At 50.8% G+C, this 21,404-nt stretch carries 22 protein-coding genes and 3 tRNA genes; 8 read left to right on the top strand and 17 right to left on the bottom strand.

Annotated elements, in window-relative coordinates; all coding sequences use genetic code 11:
- Window positions 1–114: 114 nt before the first annotated feature.
- The 5 genes from BEN74_RS17440 (at window position 115) to BEN74_RS17420 (ending at window position 2,256) form a co-directional block, all read left to right on the top strand.
- Window positions 115–873, top strand: a complete 759-nt coding sequence (locus tag BEN74_RS17440; RefSeq protein ID WP_068910688.1) for a Nif3-like dinuclear metal center hexameric protein — start codon at window positions 115–117, stop codon at window positions 871–873.
- 158 nt (window positions 874–1,031) lie between these two features.
- On the top strand, window positions 1,032–1,658 hold the full coding sequence (locus tag BEN74_RS17435; protein WP_068910687.1) for a superoxide dismutase: 627 nt from the start codon (window positions 1,032–1,034) through the stop codon (window positions 1,656–1,658).
- Between the two features lie 159 nt (window positions 1,659–1,817).
- Window positions 1,818–1,893, top strand: a tRNA-Asn gene (locus BEN74_RS17430).
- Window positions 1,894–1,898: 5 nt separating this feature from the next.
- Window positions 1,899–1,974 (top strand) — tRNA-Asn (locus tag BEN74_RS17425).
- A 206-nt stretch (window positions 1,975–2,180) separates the two neighbouring features.
- Window positions 2,181–2,256: transfer RNA gene (locus BEN74_RS17420), tRNA-Asn, on the top strand.
- A 149-nt stretch (window positions 2,257–2,405) separates the two neighbouring features.
- Here BEN74_RS17420 and BEN74_RS17415 read toward each other — a convergent pair.
- From BEN74_RS17415 to BEN74_RS17365, 11 genes are all read right to left on the bottom strand, one after another.
- On the bottom strand, window positions 2,406–3,050 hold the full coding sequence (locus BEN74_RS17415; RefSeq protein ID WP_068910686.1) for a tRNA-(ms[2]io[6]A)-hydroxylase: 645 nt from the start codon (window positions 3,048–3,050) through the stop codon (window positions 2,406–2,408).
- An 18-nt stretch (window positions 3,051–3,068) separates the two neighbouring features.
- Window positions 3,069–3,794 carry a pyridoxine 5'-phosphate synthase gene (gene pdxJ / locus BEN74_RS17410; RefSeq protein ID WP_068910685.1) on the bottom strand — a complete coding sequence of 242 codons (726 nt, stop codon included), beginning with the start codon at window positions 3,792–3,794 and terminating at the stop codon, window positions 3,069–3,071.
- Between the two features lie 20 nt (window positions 3,795–3,814).
- Entirely contained in the window at window positions 3,815–4,522 is a 708-nt protein-coding gene (gene recO / locus BEN74_RS17405; RefSeq protein ID WP_228200435.1) for a DNA repair protein RecO, read from the bottom strand.
- 14 nt (window positions 4,523–4,536) lie between these two features.
- Window positions 4,537–4,734, bottom strand: coding sequence for an NF038104 family lipoprotein (locus tag BEN74_RS17400; RefSeq protein WP_068910683.1), 198 nt, complete (start codon window positions 4,732–4,734; stop codon window positions 4,537–4,539).
- A gap of 37 nt (window positions 4,735–4,771) precedes the next feature.
- Entirely contained in the window at window positions 4,772–5,800 is a 1,029-nt protein-coding gene (era, locus tag BEN74_RS17395) for a GTPase Era (protein WP_068910682.1), read from the bottom strand.
- Window positions 5,800–6,498: a ribonuclease III gene (gene rnc, locus BEN74_RS17390; protein ID WP_068910681.1), complete on the bottom strand. Its 699-nt coding sequence runs from the start codon at window positions 6,496–6,498 to the stop codon at window positions 5,800–5,802. The genes era and rnc overlap by 1 nt, the downstream gene beginning before the upstream one ends.
- Window positions 6,470–6,841: a DUF4845 domain-containing protein gene (locus BEN74_RS17385; protein WP_068910680.1), complete on the bottom strand. Its 372-nt coding sequence runs from the start codon at window positions 6,839–6,841 to the stop codon at window positions 6,470–6,472. Before BEN74_RS17385 ends, rnc begins: the two co-directional genes overlap by 29 nt.
- Before the next feature lie 21 nt (window positions 6,842–6,862).
- Window positions 6,863–7,690 (bottom strand): signal peptidase I, encoded by an 828-nt coding sequence (gene lepB / locus BEN74_RS17380; RefSeq protein ID WP_068910679.1) that lies wholly within the window; start codon window positions 7,688–7,690, stop codon window positions 6,863–6,865.
- Between the two features lie 21 nt (window positions 7,691–7,711).
- Window positions 7,712–9,529, bottom strand: coding sequence for a translation elongation factor 4 (gene lepA, locus BEN74_RS17375; RefSeq protein WP_068910678.1), 1,818 nt, complete (start codon window positions 9,527–9,529; stop codon window positions 7,712–7,714).
- Window positions 9,530–9,713: 184 nt separating this feature from the next.
- The gene (locus BEN74_RS17370) at window positions 9,714–10,163 is read right to left on the bottom strand and encodes an acyl-CoA thioesterase (RefSeq protein ID WP_068910677.1); all 450 of its coding nucleotides are present in this window, start codon (window positions 10,161–10,163) and stop codon (window positions 9,714–9,716) included.
- A gap of 119 nt (window positions 10,164–10,282) precedes the next feature.
- The gene (locus BEN74_RS17365) at window positions 10,283–11,668 is read right to left on the bottom strand and encodes a Do family serine endopeptidase (protein ID WP_068910676.1); all 1,386 of its coding nucleotides are present in this window, start codon (window positions 11,666–11,668) and stop codon (window positions 10,283–10,285) included.
- A 228-nt stretch (window positions 11,669–11,896) separates the two neighbouring features.
- On the opposite strand from BEN74_RS17365, the gene nadB reads away from it, so the two are divergent.
- Window positions 11,897–13,531 (top strand): L-aspartate oxidase, encoded by a 1,635-nt coding sequence (nadB, locus tag BEN74_RS17360; protein ID WP_068910675.1) that lies wholly within the window; start codon window positions 11,897–11,899, stop codon window positions 13,529–13,531.
- Between the two features lie 77 nt (window positions 13,532–13,608).
- Here nadB and BEN74_RS17355 read toward each other — a convergent pair whose 3' ends face one another.
- The 6 genes from BEN74_RS17355 to pabC all read right to left on the bottom strand — a co-directional run bounded on the left by BEN74_RS17355 (window position 13,609) and on the right by pabC (window position 18,589).
- The gene (locus BEN74_RS17355; RefSeq protein WP_068910889.1) at window positions 13,609–14,475 is read right to left on the bottom strand and encodes a histone deacetylase; all 867 of its coding nucleotides are present in this window, start codon (window positions 14,473–14,475) and stop codon (window positions 13,609–13,611) included.
- 6 nt (window positions 14,476–14,481) lie between these two features.
- On the bottom strand, window positions 14,482–15,447 hold the full coding sequence (locus BEN74_RS17350; RefSeq protein ID WP_068910674.1) for a hypothetical protein: 966 nt from the start codon (window positions 15,445–15,447) through the stop codon (window positions 14,482–14,484).
- Window positions 15,448–15,633: 186 nt separating this feature from the next.
- Entirely contained in the window at window positions 15,634–16,059 is a 426-nt protein-coding gene (locus BEN74_RS17345; protein ID WP_068910888.1) for a PaaI family thioesterase, read from the bottom strand.
- 81 nt (window positions 16,060–16,140) lie between these two features.
- On the bottom strand, window positions 16,141–16,737 hold the full coding sequence (gene tmk / locus BEN74_RS17340) for a dTMP kinase (protein ID WP_068910673.1): 597 nt from the start codon (window positions 16,735–16,737) through the stop codon (window positions 16,141–16,143).
- 9 nt (window positions 16,738–16,746) lie between these two features.
- Entirely contained in the window at window positions 16,747–17,778 is a 1,032-nt protein-coding gene (mltG, locus tag BEN74_RS17335) for an endolytic transglycosylase MltG (protein WP_068910672.1), read from the bottom strand.
- Window position 17,779: 1 nt separating this feature from the next.
- Complete coding sequence (pabC, locus tag BEN74_RS17330) at window positions 17,780–18,589, bottom strand: aminodeoxychorismate lyase (RefSeq protein WP_068910671.1); 810 nt, start codon at window positions 18,587–18,589, stop codon at window positions 17,780–17,782.
- A 167-nt stretch (window positions 18,590–18,756) separates the two neighbouring features.
- Between pabC and BEN74_RS17325 the strand changes: the two genes are divergently transcribed.
- Both BEN74_RS17325 and BEN74_RS17320 read left to right on the top strand, forming a co-directional pair.
- Window positions 18,757–19,761, top strand: coding sequence for a sulfate ABC transporter substrate-binding protein (locus BEN74_RS17325; RefSeq protein WP_068910887.1), 1,005 nt, complete (start codon window positions 18,757–18,759; stop codon window positions 19,759–19,761).
- Between the two features lie 474 nt (window positions 19,762–20,235).
- Complete coding sequence (locus BEN74_RS17320) at window positions 20,236–21,225, top strand: IS110 family transposase (RefSeq protein ID WP_119285064.1); 990 nt, start codon at window positions 20,236–20,238, stop codon at window positions 21,223–21,225.
- Window positions 21,226–21,404 lie beyond the last annotated feature (179 nt).

The following is a 21,404-nucleotide window of genomic DNA, read 5'->3' as shown; positions in this document are numbered from 1 at the left end:
GTAATGCAAATTTCCAGCCTTCCTTAAAAAAAAACGCAGAGTTTTGTGCTGCTTTAGTTACAATTAAATGCATGTTTAAATAGTAAAATTTGATTTTGAATTGGCGGAATGCAGATGGCTCAATTAAACGACATTATTCAGTGGTGCAATCAGGCTTTAAAAGCGCACGAATTTAAAGACTATGCGCCCAATGGCCTGCAGATTGAAGGTAAATCCGAAGTCCGTAAAATTTTATGCGCCGTCACTGCATCGCAGGATGCTATTGAGGCCACGGTGGCGCAAGGCGCTGACCTGCTGCTGGTGCATCACGGCTATTTCTGGAAAGGCGAGGCCTATCCCATTACCGGCATGCGCGGCAAACGCATTAAAACCTTAATTCAGCACGATATTTCTTTGGCAGCCTATCACCTGCCCTTAGACAGCCACCCGGTGCTGGGCAACAATGCCGCCATTGCCGATCTGCTGGAACTGGAAAACATTGAAGCTTTGGACCCAAGCGAACGCAATCCGGTTGGCAATATCGGCTATTTAAAGCAGCCGATGGCGCCGGAAGCATTTCGAGCCTTTGCGTCAGAGCGCCTGGGCTTCAATGCGGTTCACCTGCCGGCAGCTCCAGCCTTCATTCAGAAGGTAGGCTTCTGCACAGGCGGCGCGCAGGACTACATTTCAAAGGCTGCCGAACAGCAGTGCGACGCCTATATTTCAGGCGAAGTCAGTGAGCGCACCTTCTATGAAGCGAAAGAGCTGAATGTGCATTACTATGCCTGCGGCCACCATGCGACCGAGCGCCATGGCGTTCAGCGCTTGGCAAAAGCTATTTCAGAACAGTTCAATATTGAGTATAGTTATTTCGAATTAAACAATCCGATTTAATTTAGTTGAAGCCTGCTTTTGGCATTTTTCTTTATCGGGATAAATTCGGGCCTTATTCTGTATTCTTATTTATAAGCAATGCGCAATTTCGCCCAAGAATCTATTACAATAAAGCCGCTTAATGTCAAAACCCAGCAAAATGCAAGGAATTGAAACACATGACAACGATTACTTTACCGGCCCTACCGTACGGTTACGAAGATCTTGCTCCGCACATCAGCAAAGAAACTTTAGAATATCACCACGACAAGCACCACAATACTTATGTTGTTAACTTAAACAACCTGATTGCGGGCACTGAGCTTGAAGGCAAAACCCTAGAAGAAATCATCAAGGCGGTTGCCGGCGATGCAGCTAAAGCGGGTGTTTTCAACAATGCAGCGCAAGTTTGGAACCACACATTCTACTGGAACTGCATGGCGAAAAATGGCGGCGGCAAAGCGACTGGCGCTTTGGCAGCTAAAATTGACGAAACTTTCGGTTCTTATGAAAAATTCGCTGAAGAGTTTGCTGCTGCTGCAACAACTCAATTCGGTTCAGGCTGGGCTTGGCTAGTTGCTGACGAAGTAAACGGCAACCTGTCTATCCTTAAAACTTCAAATGCTGACACTCCGCTTGCGCACGGCAAAGTGGCTGTGCTGACAATTGACGTTTGGGAACACGCTTACTACATCGACTTCCGCAATGCGCGCCCTGCATACATCAAAACTTTCCTGGAAAGCCTGGTGAACTGGGACTATGCAAATGCTAAATATGCCGGTCAGGCTGCTGGCGTTGAAAAATAAGAAATAGGCTATTTCTTATTTTTATGCATAAAAAATCACCCATTACGGGTGATTTTTTTATTTCCCGCCAAAAAATGAATATTTATAAAGCAAACAATTCATTTCCCTACAGTATTTAGTTGACGGCCGCAGCTTTCATCCCTAAAATGCGCATCAGATTCTCCAATAGCTCAGTCGGTAGAGCGACGGACTGTTAATCCGCAGGTCCCTGGTTCGAGCCCAGGTTGGAGAGCCATCTATTCTTCCATAGCTCAGTCGGTAGAGCGACGGACTGTTAATCCGCAGGTCCCTGGTTCGAGCCCAGGTGGAAGAGCCAAGATTCTAAAAAGCCCATGTATTGCAACATGGGCTTTTTTTATGCCTCAGATTTAAGATGCATCACTCATACGCACAAAATGCGCGCGACATGTTTAACCTGATGAATTCATTGTTTAGTTTTAGTTCATTCAGCCGTATTCCACCCTGTTTTAAAGACTTTAAGCTTGACCATTGGGCTTTCAATGCCTACAATCCCTTCCAGATTCTCCCATAGCTCAGTCGGTAGAGCGACGGACTGTTAATCCGCAGGTCCCTGGTTCGAGCCCAGGTGGGAGAGCCAAAATTCTGAAAAAGCCCATGCATTATGACATGGGCTTTTTTTATTCCAGTGTCCCGCCCTGAAGGCGCTGCTCAAAAGCATTTAGCGCATGCAATAAAAAAGCAGGAATATTATTCCTGCTTTTTCAGAACATCAAAAACTTCAGCCCATCAAGCAGGCGCGCCGCTGTGGAAGCGGAACAGCTCATCCGGGCTTAAAATCAGCGCTTTTTCCACTTCACGGATATGCTGAATCCGATCCTGAATGTCTTCCTGCGGATTTTTCAGTTTCGCCGATTCCGCAACATCCCGCGCCAGCTTCAGATAGTCTTCATAGTGGCGCGATTCAGACTTCAACAGGTAACGGTAGTAACGGCCCAGCTCGTCATCCACCCGCGGCGCCAGCGCATAGAAGCGCTCGCAAGAGCGCGCCTCAACAAAGGCCCCGATAATCAGGACATCAATCAAAGCTTCCGGCTCATAGGTGCGGATTTCCTTGCGCAGGCCGCCGGCATAGCGTCCGGCGCTCAACCCTTTCAGCTCCACGCCGCGCTTTGCCATAAGCTCCAGCACCTGTTCGTAATGCAGCATTTCTTCACGCACCAGCTGCGCCAGCCTCACCTGAAGATCTGTCAAAAAGCTGTAGCGGAACATCAGGTTCATTGCCGTACTGGCGGCTTTCTTTTCACAGTTGGCATGATCCAGCATCAGAATATCAAGATTCTGCACGGCTTTATCCAGCCAGGCTTTCGGGGTTTCACAGCCGAGGAAGCCGATCACCGGCTTCATCAGCTCATCATAATCAATATTTGACATATTTCTGCATCAATAAAATTAACGCGCAGCCTGAATGGCAGCTTTCATCTGCTGCACAACGTGCGCCAGGCCGGAAAACACAGCATCCGCAATAATGGCATGGCCAATATTCAGTTCATGAATTTGCGGAATTCTGGCAATCGGCGCGACGTTTGCCAAATTCAGGCCGTGGCCCGCATTCACCACTAGGCCTTTAGAAGCTGCGTATGCCGCGCCCTGAATAATGCGCTCCAGCTCATGCTGCTGCGCTTCCGCGGTGGCCGCATCAGCATAGGCGCCGGTATGCAGCTCAATGGTCGGCGCGCCGCAAGCCACTGCTGCGTCAATCTGAGCGATATCCGCATCAATAAACAGAGAAACATCGCAGCCGATGGCAGCCAGTTCCTGCGTGGCCCGCTTGACATCTTCAAAATGGCCGACCACATCCAAACCGCCTTCAGTGGTCACTTCCTGACGCTTCTCAGGCACTAGGCAGACATGCTGTGGCTGAATCTCTTTAGCGAATTCAACCATTTCCGGCGTAACCGCCATTTCCAGATTCATCCGGGTTTTCAGCACGGAGCGCATGCGGCGCACGTCGTCATCCTGAATATGGCGGCGGTCTTCCCGCAAATGCAGGGTAATGCCTTCCGCGCCCGCCTGCTCGCAAATCAGCGCAGCCTGCACAGGGTCAGGATAAGCAGTGCCGCGGGCCTGCCGCAATGTTGCCACATGGTCAATATTTACACCAAGTAGTGCAGCCATAATATTTTCCTAAATTACGGTTATGTTTGAGAATTCTGTATCCACAGCTGACGGCTTTTCAATGGGCGTTCACCCAGCAGCGAAGTGATCATCTGCCGGTAAAGCCTGGACAGCAATTGTAACTGTTCCGGGTTAAAATCCCCACCCTTTTCATATGCGCGCATGGACAGGATCTGCTGCCCGGCCAATGCCGCGCGGGAGGCCTGCGCAGAAGGCATAAAGCCTTCATTCAGCTGGAACAGATACTGCTGCTCCGGCGTGATTTCCTGCTGATTGGCATCGGTGAAAAAATCCAGCGCATAGCCAAGATCTTCCAGCAGCTCATGCTCAAATCTGCGCAGAATCTGCTTGAGAAACTGATGAGGCTGATCCTGCTCAGACAAATGCTGCAGCTGCGCCAAAGTTTGCGCATACTGCGCATAGGCCTGCGGCATTTCAACTTCCAAGGGGCAAAGGCGCAGCAGAATTTCATTCAAGTAAAAGCCGGAGAAAAACGCATCGCCAAAAAAGAAGACCGGCTGATTGACAATTTCCAGCTTGGTGAAATTTTTCAGTTCAGACTTGCCGGAAGCCTGCAGGCAAATCGGCTGATACTGCGGCGGCGGGGTTTGCCTTAAGATGCCGTCGACACGGCCATGCTCCTGCGTAAACAGATGCACAATATGGCTGCGCTCGCGGTATTTCCGGTGATGGATGAGGTAACCATGCAGAACTTCATTACGCATGATGCAGGCGCTTAGCTCTAATCTTTATTCTTTTTAGCATCCGGCTCCCCGTCTTCGTCATCCCCGTCAGGAATAACTGCGCCGACGACAGCAGCCGTGCCTTTCACCACGCCTTTGGTGGTTTTATACGCGACTTTAACCGGAACGGTAACGATTTTCGTAATGCAGCCCTGCAGCAACAGCATACAGACTATGACAGCCAATACTTTTATCATTACCGCCCCCTTAAAGTTTCAAGCCTGAACAGCGCAATCAGATGTCGCTGTAGCCCAAGCTCTTCAATGCGCGCTCATCATCAGACCAGCCGCCTTTCACTTTCACCCAAAGGGTCAGCATGATCTTCTGTTCAAACATTTTTTCCATGTCAACACGGGCATCCATGCCGATTTTCTTCAGCTTGGCGCCCTTTTCACCAATCACAATGGCTTTTTGGCCCGGACGGTCAACAAAGATTGTGGCGTCAATATAAGTGCAGGCAGCTTTTGGACGGCCAGTTTTTTCATTAATCGTGGCTTCTTCAGTCTTGAAGGACTCAATCTGCACGGTTAAATCATATGGAAGCTCTTCGCCCAGCTGGCGCATGATCTTTTCACGGATCACTTCAGAGGCCAGGAAGCGCTCTGAACGGTCGGTCAGCTGCTCCAGCGAATACAGCGGCGGCTGGAAAGGCAGATAGTTTTCAATAATATTGCGCAAATGATCCAGGTTTGCGCCGCGCAATGCAGAGACAGGAACAACCTCGGCAAAATTCATTAATTTTGCGCGTTCCTGAATCAAAGGCAATGCATGGTTCTTATTTTCAAGCGTATCAATTTTATTGATCACCAAAATAACCGGCATATCTGCATTTTTAAGTTTTTCCAAAACAAGCTCATCATTTTGAGTCCACTTATCGGCATCAAGCACAAACAACACCAAGTTTACATCACGCAATGCAGAAGATGCCGCCCGGTTCATCATTTTGTTGATGGCGCGCACTTCTTTTTTATGCATTCCCGGGGTATCCACAAATACCGCCTGGGATTTTTCGCGCGAATCAATCCCGACAATTTTATGGCGGGTAGTTTGCGGCTTGCGCGAAGTGATGGACAGCTTCTGCCCCAGCAGATGGTTCATCAGCGTGGATTTACCCACATTCGGACGGCCGACAATGGCGACAAAGCCGCTGCGGTAATCCGATGGAATTTCAGTTCCCTGTGAACTGAAAAATTGACTGATTAAGTCGTCGCTGCCGCTTTGCGGCTCGTGATCAGCATCGTTGTGATCGGAATGAGTAGTCATTAAGACTTTTGCTCCAAAATTTTTAAAATATCTGCCGCTACTGCCTGTTCAGCAAAGCGGCGGCTTGATCCTTCACCGTATTTCACCGGCATGCTGTCCACAATGCATTCCACTTTGAAATGCTGATTGGGCGCATCACCTTGAATATCCACAACTTCGTAAACCGGGAGAGGCTTTTTACGCGCCTGCAAATATTCCTGCAATCGCGATTTCGGATCTTTGAGCTGATCGGTCGGCTCAATATGGTCTAAATATGGCAAGTACCACTTCAGCACAATGGCTTCCAGAACTTTTAAGTCATGGCTGTCCACATATATTGCGCCGATAATCGACTCTACGGTATCCGCAAGTATAGACTCGCGATGATGACCGCCTGATTTCAATTCGCCCGTGCTTAAAATCATGCTTTGGCTTAATTTCAAGTCATTGGCGATTTTGCCTAAAGCTTCCTGACGCACCAGCGTGGCGCGCATGCGCGTCAGCCGGCCTTCATTTTCATGCGGGTAGGCATGATAGAGATAATTAGCGATAATCATCCCCAGCAAAGAGTCGCCCAGAAATTCCAGGCGCTCGTAGTTGTGCTTATGGCTCACCGATCGGTGGGTCAAGGCCAGCTGCAGCAATTCAGGCTGTTTAAACTGATAACCGATTCGACTGGCTAAACGGGTTTCATTTAGCTTGGACTGAGCTTTGATCAAAACTTTTCTCGAACTTCAACACAATATCTATATTCAATAAGAAAGGCTTTCTTATTTCATAATCTTTTTTCACTTGCAGGCCGTCCACATTGGTGACTTGGGCCACGTCCGCAAACTTAAGCTCGCGGACATTATTCATTTGCAGGCGCTTATCTATTTCGTCCGCAAACTTGGATGGGCTTAAATCCTTAGGCCCATTCTGCAGCTGCTCTGCAATCTGCTTGTCGAGCAGGCGGTCATCCAAATACGGCGCCCAGACTGCAACCAACACTTTAACCATAAAGGCCAAACCAATAATTGCAACCAAGATTGCAATATACGATGCCCCGCGCTGATGTCGCATTGTTATTTTCCTAATGATGCGTTAATCAATCTTGCCGTTACGGCTAAATGACGGCAGCTTAAAGCCAGGCTCTTTATGCATCCATTTATAGAATGCGCGGCCTGTCAGATTTTCTTCAGGTACAAATCCCCAGAAACGGCTGTCAGCACTTTGATCGCGGTTATCCCCCATCGCAAAGTAATGCCCTGCCGGAACTTTCACTTCCCAATATAAACCATTTCCGCTTGAATATTTACCATTATCTACATAATTAAGGAACGGCGCCTGGCGGGCAATATTCACCCCTTCAAGCTCGCGCATGGTAAAGGTGTGCTCGCCCAAAGTTTCCTTATGGTAAATGGATGCTGGCGTATCCAGCTTGTCTTTCTCGCGGCTGAATTCCACCGGAACTTTCGGCACTTTCTTGCCGTTAATGCTCAGCTGGCCATGGTCATAGACAATATGGTCGCCCGGCAGGCCGACAACGCGCTTAATGTAGCTGATGCTTGGCTGCGGCGGATAGCGGAACACAATCACATCGCCGCGCTCCGGCTCGCTGACATCAATAATTTTCTTATTGACGATAGGCAGGCGGACGCCGTATTCAAACTTATTCACCAGAATGAAGTCGCCGGTCTCTAAAGTCGGCACCATCGAATCTGACGGAATGTTGAATGGCTCATACAGGAAAGAGCGCAGCACCAGCACCACCGCCAGCACCGGCCAGAAATCATATGCCCATGTAATAATGACATTTTCATTGCCCTTGCCTTTGGACTGCCTTTGTTTCCAGACCAGCTTATCCAGCAGCCACACGATAAAGAAAATCAGCGTGACGGGTACAAGGATTAAATTAAAATCAAAATCCATGAGCGTAATGACCTCTCGTTATTATCTTTCTACTTTCAGCACAGCAAGGAACGCTTCCTGCGGAATTTCCACACTTCCGACCTGCTTCATGCGCTTCTTGCCTTCCTTCTGCTTAGACAGAAGCTTTTTCTTGCGCGACACGTCGCCGCCGTAACACTTAGCCAATACGTTTTTGCGCATAGCTTTCACAGTTGAGCGGGCAATGATTTGCGCGCCAATGGCCGCCTGAATGGCCACATCAAACATCTGGCGCGGAATCAGGTCTTTCATTTTCTCAACCAGCGCGATACCGCGGTGGCGCGCATCGTTGCGGTGGCAGATCATCGCCAGAGCATCAACCTTATCGCCATTAATTAGCACGTCAACCTTAACCAGAGATGAAGATTCGAAACGGATAAAGTTGTAGTCCAGCGATGCAAAACCGCGTGAGCAGGACTTCAGCTTGTCAAAGAAATCCATCACCACTTCGGCCATTGGAATTTCAAAGGTAATCGAAACTTGATTGCCCAAGAATTTCATGTCTTTCTGCACGCCGCGGCGCTCAATGCACAATGTCATTACATTGCCCAGATATTCCTGCGGCACCAGGATATGGCACTCCGCAATCGGCTCGCGCAGGTCTTCAACCGTTGAGCCGTCCGGCATTTTAGACGGGCTGTCAATATACACCGTTTCGCCGTTTTTCATCACCGCTTCATAGATCACTGTCGGCGCAGAGCTGATCAGGTCTAAATCATACTCGCGCTCCAGGCGCTCCTGCACAATTTCCATATGCAGCATGCCCAGAAAGCCGCAGCGGAAGCCGAAGCCCAGCGCATCAGAGCTTTCTGGCTCAAAGAACAAAGCTGAGTCATTGATTTGCAGCTTGTGCAAAGCTTCGCGGAACGGTTCAAAATCGCTGGCGTCAATTGGGAACAGGCCGGCATAAACCTGTGGCTTCACCTTTTTAAAGCCCGGCAAAGTCGCAACATCAGGCGTCGCCGCCAGCGTAATGGTATCGCCCACTGGCGCACCGAAAATATCTTTAATGCCGGCAATCACAAAGCCGACTTCACCCGCTTCCAGCATGCCGGTTTCGGTATGCTTCGGGTTGAAAATGCCGACAGAGGTAATGATGTGCGACTGGCCGGTCGATTTCATCAGCATCTTGTCGCCTTTGCGCACGCGGCCCTGCTTGATCCGCACCAGCGATACAACGCCCAAGTAGTTGTCGAACCAGGAGTCGATGATCAATGCCTGCAAAGGCGCTTCGCGGTCGCCTTCAGGCGCCGGAATAATATCCACCAGCGCCTCTAAAACAGATTCTACGCCCAGGCCGGTTTTTGCGGAACAGGTTGGCGCATGCGTGGCTTCAATGCCGATAATTTCTTCAATTTCGTGAATAACGCGCTCAGGCTCAGCCTGCGGCAAGTCAATCTTGTTCAAGATCGGCAGCACTTCCAGACCCTGCTCAATGGCGGTATAGCAGTTGGCAACCGACTGCGCCTCTACGCCCTGCGCCGCGTCTACAACCAGCAAAGCGCCTTCACAGGCAGCCAGCGAGCGCGAAACTTCATAGGAAAAGTCCACGTGCCCCGGGGTGTCAATGAAGTTCAGCTGGTATTCCTGACCATTGGGATGCGTATAGTACAAGGTAACAGAGGCGGCTTTAATGGTGATGCCGCGCTCACGCTCAAGCTCCATAGAGTCAAGCACTTGCGCCTGCATTTCACGGGCCTGCAAGCCGCCGCACATCTGAATGAAGCGGTCCGCAAGCGTCGATTTGCCATGATCGATATGCGCAATAATCGAAAAGTTACGAATGTTTTTAATATCAACAGATTTTTTAGCTTGCGCCATGGGTTACCTTGAAAGAAAACGCGCTATGCACGCAATTGAAAATGCACAGCAAAAACCGAATGGAAATTGCGGAGGATTATAGCAGATGGATTTTTCAATGTATCCATATTAATGAACTCCTTTTGCGCTTTAAACGCCGGTGTTCAAGCCTTTGCTTACTAAAATGCAAAACAGAAGCTGCAATTCAGGCATTGTAGATGCTGAAGTCCATCGGGTTCTCCGCCTCGGAAAGCGGCTGGTAAGCCTGCATGAATGTCGGCGACATGCGCTTTGGCCGCCCGGTCGCAATTTCAATGCAAGCCCACTGGGTATTGCCCATAAACAGCACGGCTCTGTCGCTCGGCCGGTAAAAGGCATACTGGCGGAAAGAATACAGCGCATTAATGTCGTTCAGCCATGTGCGCAGAATAATCTCCTCGCCCTGCAGCGCAGCTTTGCGGTACTGCACATGATGCTCTACCGCCACCATGGCGTGCTTCAGCTCCAGATATTCCTTAAGGCCCAGGCCCAGCGCTTCAATATGCGCAGTGGCCGCATCCTGCATCCAGCTCAGATAAACCACGTTATTGACATGGCCCAGCACATCAATATGCTCCGGCTGCACGGTGATTTTCAAATCAAATACAGTGCTCATGAATTCCCGCCCTTTTGCCTTTAGTTCTATCCACGCCCAGCAGTCTACGCGAAATCTCCATCCGGTAAACTGCAAAAAAAGCAAACCGCTCAAAATGAGCGGCCTGCATTCAGCGCTGGTTATTCAATGCGCATGCCGACAATTACCCGCTGGCTTTCGCGGATAATCGCGACCCGCGCTACGCTGTTCTTTTTCAAATCTGCAACCGCCGCTACAAAATCCCGGGTATTGCTGATGGCTTTGTTGTTGATCTGCGTCACCACATCGCCCGGCATTAAGCGCGCCTGAGCTGCAACGCCGCCGCGGCGCACATCCTGAATTAAAATCCCGCCTTTGGTGCCCAGCTGATTCAGCTCGCTGGCGTTCAAGTCCCGGATGCTGATGCCCAAAACCGGGCCTTTGCTTGGCTGCTGCGCGGCATCGGCTTTGGCCGGCGTATCATCCGGCGCCGTGGACAGCATTGCTGAAATATTGCGCCGGCTGTCATCGCGCAGCACTTCCAGCTGGATGCTTTGATTCGGCGCAGCCCGGTTCAAATAGTTCAGCAGCTCAGATGTTCTGGAAATCGGCGTACCGTTGAATTTCAGAATCACATCACCGGCTTTAAAGCCGGCTTTGGCCGCCGGGGAATTCGGCGCAACCTGCGTAATCAAGGAGCCTTCCGGCTTAGACAGCTTATAGGCTTCCGCCAGATTGCGATCGATGTCCTGCAGGCTGACGCCCAAATACGCACGGGTGACTTTGCCGTGCTTTTTCAGCTGATCGGCCACATCCATCGCCACATCAATTGGAATGGAGAATGACAGGCCCATATAGCCGCCGGTGCCGCTGAAGATCCGCGAGTTCACCCCAACCACTTCACCGCGCTGATTGAACAGCGGCCCGCCGGAGTTGCCGGGGTTCAAAGCCACATCGGTTTGAATGAACGGCACTGAAGTTTCGCCCATCATATTGCGCATTTTGGCGCTGACAATGCCGGCGGATGCGGAATAGTCAAAGCCGAAGGGAGAACCGATGGCCAAAACCGGCTCGCCGACTTTCAGCTGACCGACATTGCCGGTGCGCAGCTCCGGAAAGCCCGAACCGGCCACTTTCAGCAAGGCAACGTCGGTGCGTTCATCGCTGCCGACGACCTTCGCGTCAATTTCCCGGCGGTCATTCAATACAATGGTGACTTTAGAGGCGTCTTCCACCACATGGTGGTTGGTCAGCAGGTAGCCGTCCTTGCTGATGAAAAACGCGCTGCCGTAGCCGGTCTTTTCTTGCGGGATCTGCTGCTGCGGAATAATCACCTGATTGCCGAAGAAGCGCTTCAGAATTTCCGGCACCTGCTGCTGCAGAAGCTCTTCCTGACTGAGCTTCTTCACCACATTCACGCTCACGACTGCCGGGCTGACCTGCTCAACCAAATTGGAAAAATCGACCGGCGCCGCAGCCTGCGCCTGCACAGCCGCCGCGGTAAAAACAGCTGCGTATAAACCCTTTTGCATGTATTGATTTTTCATATCAGGCATTCACTCAAATTATTGATGTTTTGGAATATGACTGGTTTTATCATAAAGCATGTAACTGCTTCGTAATAATATGTTGGATTATATTTTTATAAACAGCAGCTTAATCATTCCTTAAAATTTGCATCATTATTAATATTATTCATCATGCTGAAGCATTTATGCTCTTGCCTTTTGCTGAAAAAAGCGGTGTTATTACCGGACTTTTTTTCAAATTAGCTGATGGATATGCCTAATTTAGAAACAACGCATCATTTTGATGTGATCATTGTGGGAAGCGGCGGCGCGGGCTTGAGTTTAGCTTTATCGCTGCCGGATCATTTCAGCATTGCGGTTTTAGCCAAGTCGGGCCTGACGGATGCAAGCACCTACTATGCTCAAGGCGGCGTGGCTGCGGTTTTGGACGAAACCGACTCCATTGAACAGCATATTGATGACACCATGATTGCAGGCGCGCATTTATGCGAGCTGGATGCCGTCAAGCAGACCGTTGAAGGCGGCAAGCCATCGGTCGATTTCCTCTTAGAGCACGGCGTGCAGTTTACTCTGGATGAGCAGGAGCAGCTGCACCTGACCCGCGAGGGCGGCCATTCGCAGCGCCGGATTATCCATGCAGCCGACGCAACCGGCCGGGCGATTTCAACCACGCTGGTGCAGCGCGCGCAGGAAAAATCTAATATTGAAATTTTTGAAAACTATATTGCGATTGACTTAATTACTTCTCAGAAGCTCGGCCTGGACGGCGCAAACCGCGCCTTGGGCCTGTATGCGTTGGATGAAAAAACTGAAAAAGTGCATACCTTCCTTGCGCCGTTTACCGCGCTGGCCTGCGGCGGCGCGATGAAAGCTTATCTGTATACCTCCAACCCGGATATTGCCACCGGTGACGGCATTGCCATGGCCTACCGCGCCGGCTGCCGCGTCGCCAATATGGAATTCAACCAGTTCCATCCAACCTGCCTGTATCACCCGCAGGCGCGCTCGTTTCTGATTACCGAAGCCATGCGCGGCGAAGGCGCCTATCTGCGCCTGCCGGACGGCGAGCGCTTTATGCTGCGCTTTGATGAGCGCGCTGAACTTGCGCCGCGGGATATTGTCGCGCGCGCGATTGACTATGAAATTAAGCGCCTGGGTATCCGCCATGTCTGGCTGGACATTACGCACAAGCCGGCGGAGTTTGTCAAAGAGCACTTCCCGACCCTGCATGCGCGCTTGCTTGAGCTGGGCATCGACATCACCAAAGAGATGATTCCGGTAGTTCCGGCCGCGCATTACACCTGCGGCGGCGTAGTGGTGGATGAAAACAGCGAAACCGATATTGCCGGCCTGTACGCCATTGGCGAAACTTCTTATACCGGCCTGCATGGCGCCAACCGGATGGCCAGCAATTCACTGCTGGAATGCTTTGTTTACGGCATGGCGGCCGCCAAGCATATTGAAGCCGGGCTGCAGCCGGACTACCAGCCGCCGCAGGTGCCGGCATGGGATGATTCGCAAGTGATGAACCCGGATGAAGACGTGGTGATTCTGCAGAACTGGGATGAGCTGCGCCAAACCATGTGGAACTATGTCGGCATTGTGCGCACCACCAAGCGCCTGCAGCGCGCGCTGCACCGCATTGAAATGCTGAAGCGTGAAATCACTGAGTATTATCAGGATTATCAAGTCAGCAAAAACCTGATTGAACTGCGCAATCTGGTTTTAGTTTCGGAAATGATTGTGCGCTGCGCCATGCAGCGCAAGGAATCCCGCGGCCTGCATTTCACTCTGGACTATCCGGAGCTGGGGCCGGAACTGCGCAAAACCGTGCTGACGCCGCCGGATTTTCAGGTCGAGCAGCCCTTAGTCAATGCCTAGCTGCACGCTGCTTGAAGCGAAAAGCCGAATCTGCTGAGATTCGGCTTTTTTGTCCTCCCCGCCTGCGCCTGCAGGCGCTAGAAATAAGTTTTGAGCGCAGCCTGAAAAGTCAGCAGGTGCAGCTTGACCAGATCATCCAGCGGCTGATAGCCGCCCGCCAGCACAAACATGAGCGGCAGCTGATGGCGCTTGGCTAAGCTGAACACCATTTCTTCACGCTTTTGAAGCAGCTCGGCGGTAAACCAGCTGGAACCGAATGGGTCAGCCTGATGGCAGTCCATACCCGCCTGATAGATTACTAAATCCGCGCCCCAGTCCCGCGCCTGCTGCAGGCCTTCATGCACAGCCAGCGTATACTGCGCAAAATTTCCCCGGTCTTTATGGATATGCCGCGTTTGCGCGCGCGCATAAGTCGGGCAGCCAAACGGCAGGCCATAAATGCTGAAATTAAACAGGTTATCCAGCCGGCGGGTAAACTCCGCCGTGCCGTTGCCGCCATGCTGATCGCAATCCAGCACAAAAATTTTCTTCTGCGGGAACTGCTGCGCCACCAGCGCCAGGCCATTAAAAGTGCAGAACGAACCGCCGTATTCATATACGGCATGATGAAAGCCTTGCGCCATATTGGCTGCAATGCCTTTCTGCATCGCCAGTTCGGCGGCCAGCAGCTGCCCAGCGTTAATATGCAGCACAGCATCGCGCAGCTGCTCCGTCCACGGCTTAAATCCGGAAAACACCGCCAGCTTTTGCGGCGTTCCTGTATTGAAGGCATCCACATACGCCGGATCATGCAGCTGCTTTAAAACCTGAATATCCAGAATTTCAGGCGCATGAAATTGCACAGCGCCCGACGCGCTGAGCGCATCCGCCACAGCCTTGAGCTTTTCCATGCTGTTGGTATGCGTTGCGGAAACGTAGTGAGGCGAATAGCAGACATCCAGCATAAACAATTACCTAAACTGCGCCAGCGCGACATCCAGCAGCTGCTGAATTTGGGTGCTTTCCGGGCTGTACAAGCCATTCGCAACCTGCTGCTCAAAATGCGTACTGAATGCGCGCCTGCGGTTTTCCGGCGAAACCGCCAAAGTGGTCAGGCGCAGGAACCAAAAGCCGCTGACGGCCGTATACGGCATAATGAAGCCTTTGAATTCTTTATTGGCCTGCTTTTCCGCAACCGCTTCAGGCGCATAGTCGGCGGAAAACAGCGAGCCTGCAGGCAGGCGCACGCCATTCATCAATACCGGCTTTAAGCTGATGCAGGAATGGTTATCGCCCATATTCAGCTTTTCCAGCAGCAGCGGCTGGCTGTGCTCATCGACAAAAATATTGATTTCACCGCTGCGCAGCACGCGCCGGTGCGCAATTTTCAGAAAGAAATTTTCCGCCATTGGGCATGAGCCGACTTTCGGACGCTCCTGCAGGCTGTGCAGTTCGGTCAGGCCGGTCTGCTGCTGATTTTTAGGCAGCAGGATATCTTCAATTAAGCCGCACAGCAGCCGGCTTTCCTCCAGCGCCGCCTGCTGGCCAAGGCCTCTCAGCTGCTGCTGCCGGCGCACTTCACTGTTCAGCAGCTGCTGATACCCGCTGGCCGGCGCATGCCTTAGAAAATCCTGAATTTGGCTGTTCATATCCAGATTGCGCCAGTCCGCAATCTGCAGGCCATACAGCTTCTGCTGCGCTAAAATCTGAAGCAGGCGCTTGCCGTCTGCAGCGTCAAAGAGCTTTAAATCCTGAAAATCATCCGCCTTGCGTTCAGCGTTGATGTATTCCGCTAGAACCCGCGTGGCTTGCGTATAGCCGCAGCCGCGGCGCTCAGTTTGATGTGAATAATGCTCGTTCAGCATTTCGGTCAATTTGCCTGATAAGGGCTGAGCCTGGCCGCGGAACAGCTGAACTACTTCATGCTCTGCATCCATGCTTTTTCCTGCTTGAACACCTGTTTTCATTATAGTTTTTTTTAACATTTTGGCGATTTGACACATTCAGCAGCTTCAGGAAAATATGCAGCAAGCTTATCAATTCCTGCTGAATATTCCAAATAAAGCACAGTAAATTCTGACGGCCGCCTTAAAGTTTTTAATGATTGGCTGATAAATCCGGAATTACGCCGCATTCTTTTGCGGCGGAATGGAATAGGTGCCTGTCACATGCGCCACCGGGCCATCTGAATCAACCGAATAAATCCAGACTTCGGCGACTATCAGCGCTTTGCCGACTTTCATCAGCTTGCATACGCCGCGCAGGTTTTGACCGCCGGACGGCTTGCGCAAAAAGTTGATATTCATGCTGGTGGTTACCGCCAGCCCGACAATGCCGATTTCCCCTAAAATCGCCACATACATGGCGAAATCAGCCAAGGTCATCATGGTTGGGCCGGAAATAGTGTTGCCCGGCCGCAAATCATTTTCACTGACCCGCCATAAAAGTGAAGCGCCCTTTTCGCTCACGGCTTCAATTTCACAATTGGCCAAGCTCGGGGGAAAAGCCTGCGCTAAAAACTGAATAATTTCCTGTTTTGTACTTTTCATAAAAAAGATCATCCATAATTTTCATTTATGCATGATCTTTTAAATCAGTCTGCGCAGGAAAGCTATGGCATTTTAGACCGATTAAAAATACTGCAGCGCCTGCGCAAAAACCTGTTCAGGCGTCTGTGCGGCATCCAAGCGCTTGACCCGTTCCGGATGGCGCTCAGACAAGGTCTGATAGCCGGCCCTGACTTTCTCAAAGAACGCGGCTTTTTCCTGCTCAAAACGGTCCAGCGCGCCGCGCGCGCGGGCGCGGTTCATGCCCAGCTCAATCGGCGCATCCAGCCAAAAAGTCAAATCCGGCATGCGGCTGACAAAGCTGTCATTCAGCAGCTGCAGCTTGGCTTCGCTGAGGCCGCGTCCCGCGCATTGATAGGCGAAGCTGGCGTCCGTAAAGCGGTCGCACAGCACGGTCTTGCCTGCATTCAATGCCGGCAGGATCACCTGATCAACATGCTGCGCGCGGGCCGCGTACATCAGCAGCAGCTCGGTATCGCTGCACATTTTCTCATCGTGATTCACCGACAGCAGCAGCGCGCGGATCTGCTCCGCCATCGGCGTGCCGCCCGGCTCGCGGGTCAGCACCACGTCCTGGCCCTGACTGATCAAGCGGTCATAAATTTTGCGGATGAGCGTGGTTTTGCCAACCCCTTCGGTGCCTTCAAAACTGATAAACATGCTCACTCCTTAATTTTTTGAACGCATGACAGCAAGATATTCCTGCACGGCGCGGTTATGATCCTGCAAAGTCGCAGTGAATTTGTGGCCGCCGTTGCCCGTGGCAACAAAGTAGATATTGCTGGACTGATCCGGATGCATGGCCGCCTCAATGGCTTTTTTGCTTGGCAATGCAATAGGCGTCGGCGGCAGGCCGCTGATGGTATAGGTATTATAAGGCGTTGGCGTCCGCAAATCCTGCCGGGTAATATTGCCTGCATATTTATCGCCCATGCCGTAAATGACGGTCGGGTCGGTCTGCAGGCGCATGCCCAGCTTCAGACGGCGCGCAAATACCCCGGACACCTGCTCCAGCTCGCTGTCCAGGCTGGTTTCTTTTTCCACAATCGACGCCATAATCAGCGCTTCATATTTATCCTTATACGGCAAATCCGGCGCGCGGTTTGCCCAGGCCTGATCCAGCGCTTTCATTTGGCGCAGATACAGATCTTTCAGAATTTTTTTGTCTGATTCGCCCTTGGCGAAAAAGTAAGTGTCCGGCGCAAACAAGCCTTCAGGATGCTCATAAGGAATTTCCAGCGCAGCCAAAATCTGCGCATAAGGCAGATTGCTGACCTCATGCGTGACCAGATCATCTTTTTTCAGGGCGTCTATCAGCTGCTTAAAGGTTGTGCCTTCAATCACTAAAATACGGTTCATCTGCGCGTTGTCGGCATTGGAAATCATCTGCATCACTTCCCGCACGCTCATGCCTTGGCGCACTTCATACACGCCGGCCTTTAAGGTGTCGTGAATCATCAGCTTCTGATACAGCTTTAAAATAACCGGAAAGCTGACTTTATCTTCCTTGGCCAAGCGGTCAATAAAGCCGGAATAGGTGTCTCCTGCGCCAATCGCCAGCATCTGCTTCTTGCCTTCTACAGGATAGGGCTTGAATAAGCTTGACCATAAAACAGTGCACAGCAGGACAGCCAGGCCGGCAGCGGCCAGCAGAATGGCTTTGGGCTTGTTCTTTTTCGATTTTTGCGGGGCAGAAGACATATTAGCGGATCTGATTCAATTGAAGAAGATGGAAAAGTTCAGTACAAGGCTGAACAGCTAAAGGCGCGCCATTTAAACTGGACGCAATTTTCATCGGGCTGAGCGCATTGCAGAAAAACAGGCTCTGGAAATCTGCAATTTCATTCAGATCTACACGGCGCTGCGTACAGGCAATGCCCTGCGCCTGCATGCGGGATAAAATCTCAGCGCGCATTACGCCATGCACGCCATTATAGCGAAGTTCCGGCGTAATCCATGCATTGTTTATGCGAATAAAGCAGTTGCTGCTTACGCCTTCCGCAACCGCGCCCTGCACATCAGCAGCCAAGGCTTCCGGCCAGCCGTTCAGATCGGCTTCACGCTTCAGCATGACCTGCTCCAGGCGGTTCAGCGATTTCAAGCCGGTTAAATCCGGCATGCTGAGGCCAATCGCCTGCTGCAGCACCCCACACTGAATCAGCTCATAACTGAAATCTTCCGCCGGTTTAGGGTAATAAAATGCCCATACATCAGCCGGATGCTCCGGCAGGCTGTAGCCGCGCTGGCCTTCGCCGCGGCTGATGATGATTTTCAGCGTTCCTGATGCGTCCGGATGCTGCTGAATCAACTCAAGCGTCTGCTGAATCAGGCTTAAGTCTGCATGCAGGTAAAGACGCTCATTGGCGTTATGCAGGCGCGCCAAATGCCGGTCATGCAGTTCAATGGCGCCACCGCGCAAGCGCGCTGTCGTAAAGCATCCATCGCCATAATGAAAAGCGCGGTCCCACACTGAAACTTCATTGACTGCCTGTGCATTCTTAAAACATGGCATATCAAAACATCCTGCAAATAATCAGCTAGTTTAAGAACAGCGCCGCCGGTTTGATAGCTTTTTTACTGATATAAAATTCGTTTCTTATTATTTTTTCAACATTAAAGACAGCGCTATTCTTCGCCATGTCAGCAGAAATCAATAATTCAAATTTAAAGGAGAGCCAAATGCGCTCATTAAAAATCGGGGTTTTAGCAGCACTTGTTTCAGCAGCATCGTTCAGTGCGCTTGCAAAAGACTTTCTCAACGTTTCCTACGACCCTACCCGCGAACTGTACGAAAACTTCAATAAGGAATTTGGCGCCTACTGGAAGAAAACCACCGGCCAAGACATTAACTTCAAGCAGTCGCATGGCGGCTCAGGCAAGCAGGCGCGCTCCGTTATTGACGGCTTGGATGCGGATGTCGTGACTCTGGCGCTGGCCGCCGATATTGACGCCATAGCGGAAAATTCAAATCTGCTGCCGAAAGACTGGCAGAAAAAGTTTCCGAACAATTCTACGCCCTATACTTCCACCATCGTATTTTTAGTGCGCAAAGGCAACCCGAAAAGCATTAAAGACTGGGGCGACCTAGTCAAGCCGGGCGTAGAAATCATTACCCCGAACCCGAAAACCTCCGGCGGCGCGCGCTGGAACTATTTAGCAGCCTGGGCATGGGCCAAGCATCAGGCCGGCGGCAATGACGCGAAAGCGCAGGCCTTTGTCCGTCAAATTTACAAACAGACTAAAGTGCTGGATTCCGGAGCGCGCGGCGCAACCACCACCTTTGCCGAACGCGGCATAGGCGATGTGCTGCTGGCTTGGGAAAATGAAGCGCATCTGGCCATCCGCGAGCAGCCGGGAAAATTTGAAATTGTGACGCCATCGCTGTCAATTTTGGCCGAGCCTCCTGTCGCGATTATAGAAAAGAACGCCAAAAAAGACGGCAATGAAAATCTGGCGAAAGCCTACCTGAACTACCTGTATTCACCGACTGGCCAAAACATTGCCGCCAATAACTTCTACCGTCCGCGCAATACAGCGGTGCTGGCCAAGCATAAATCCGTCTTTAAGCCGCTGAAGCTGGTCACTATTGATAAAGAATTCGGCGGATGGGCTAAAGTTCAAAAGCGGCATTTTGAGAACGGCGGCGTATTTGACCAAATCGTGAAAGCCAACAGCGTCAAATAGCCAAACTCAATCCTATATGACCAATTACCTAGATAGTTTCAGAATTTAGCCATATATATTCAAGAAATCGAGTATTGATTAAACATCAGCACGATCATTTATAGCTAAGTTTGCTTAAACTGCCCGTGAAAATCATCTTTGGCATTCTAACTCTGAGTAAAGTCAATTTCGGATACGCGAGTGCGGCATGGATGCCGCACGTTGCCCATCACGGCAGGGATGCCGTGTATGGGCAACGAAAGACTTTTGCTTCCTTGTATCTTAACTCACATAGTGATTAGCTCTCACTATACGCAAACAGCAGAGTTTGGTTGCTCCTAAAACTTAGAGTTTGGCCCAAAGATAAAACCTGCTGCTTGCCCTGACCGCCTGCACAACTCTGGACAGTAACTAAGCACCTCGATGCTGGATTCGCAAGAAAAGACGGCGGTTATGCTGAAAAAAAATAATTGAATAAATAAGGCAGGTAAGATTATGTTTTATCTCGGTATTGATGTCGCCAAAGCTAAAATTGACTGCTGTTTGATTTTAGAAGATTCTGCAGGCAAAAAGAAAACCAAAACCTTTCCGAATACGCCCAAAGGCTTTGAGCAGCTTCAGGCCTGGCTGAATCATCATGCTGCAGGCCCTGCGCAGGCCATTGCCTTAATGGAAGCCACTTCTGTCTATCATGAACGCCTAGCTAGACATTTATTTGATGCAGGCTTTCAAGTCTGTGTGGCGAATCCCGCCAGAGCCCGGTATTTTGCTCAGAGCATGTCCAGGCTGAATAAGACAGACAAGGCTGACAGTGAAGTTCTGGCCCGGTTTGCGATGACTGCGGATCTGCATTTTTGGCAGCCTCTGCCCGGACATATTCAACTGCTGAACGCTTTGCTGGATCGAAGGGCTGTGCTTGGTGAAGATCTGCAGCGTGAAGAAAACCGTTTGGAAAAAGCGGAGTCTACCTTCACGATAGAACCGGTACTTCAGTCGATCCATAAGAATATTAAGCAGTTAAGCAGGCATATTCAGGATCTCGACCGGCAGATTGATGACCACATTGATCAGCATCCTGATTTAAAAAATGACAAGGCGCTGCTCAGCAGCATTCCGGCCATTGCAGACCGGACCAGTTTATTAATGCTCAGCTTCTTGCGCAGCCATGCTTTTGAAAGGGCGAGCCAGGCGGCGGCCTTTGCCGGCCTGGTGCCCATTCAAAGGCAGTCGGGCAGCTCCATTCACGGCAGGAGCCGCCTATCCAAAGCCGGCCCGTCGAAAATACGGGCCGGCTTATATATGGCGGCGATTGTCGCAACCCGGCATAATCCCCACATAAAAGGGATGAATGACAGGCTGCTGGCCAATGGCAAAACCAAGATGATGGCGGTTGGCGCTGCGATGAGGAAGCTGATTCATCTGTGTTATGGCGTACTCAAGCACCAGCGGCCGTATCAGGAGAATTATTGCGCCAATTCTCAATAATCCTCTTGACCTCTGAGACGGTATCTTTGGGTCTTTCCAAAGGAGGATCTTGCCTGCGCAAAGGCATTTAAACTTCTAAAAGAAAAATGAGGCAGTGCAAGCGCCATCCGTTAATTTCCTAAATGGTTAATACGCCAAAAACCTAATGAAATCATATTTTATAAGAAATTATATGTAAT

Origin of the sequence: Acinetobacter sp. WCHAc010034, from assembly GCF_001696615.3 — a bacterium.
Lineage (GTDB): Bacteria > Pseudomonadota > Gammaproteobacteria > Pseudomonadales > Moraxellaceae > Acinetobacter.
The sequence above is the reverse complement of the archived record's forward strand: the minus strand, read 5'-3'. Positions and strand labels throughout refer to the sequence as shown.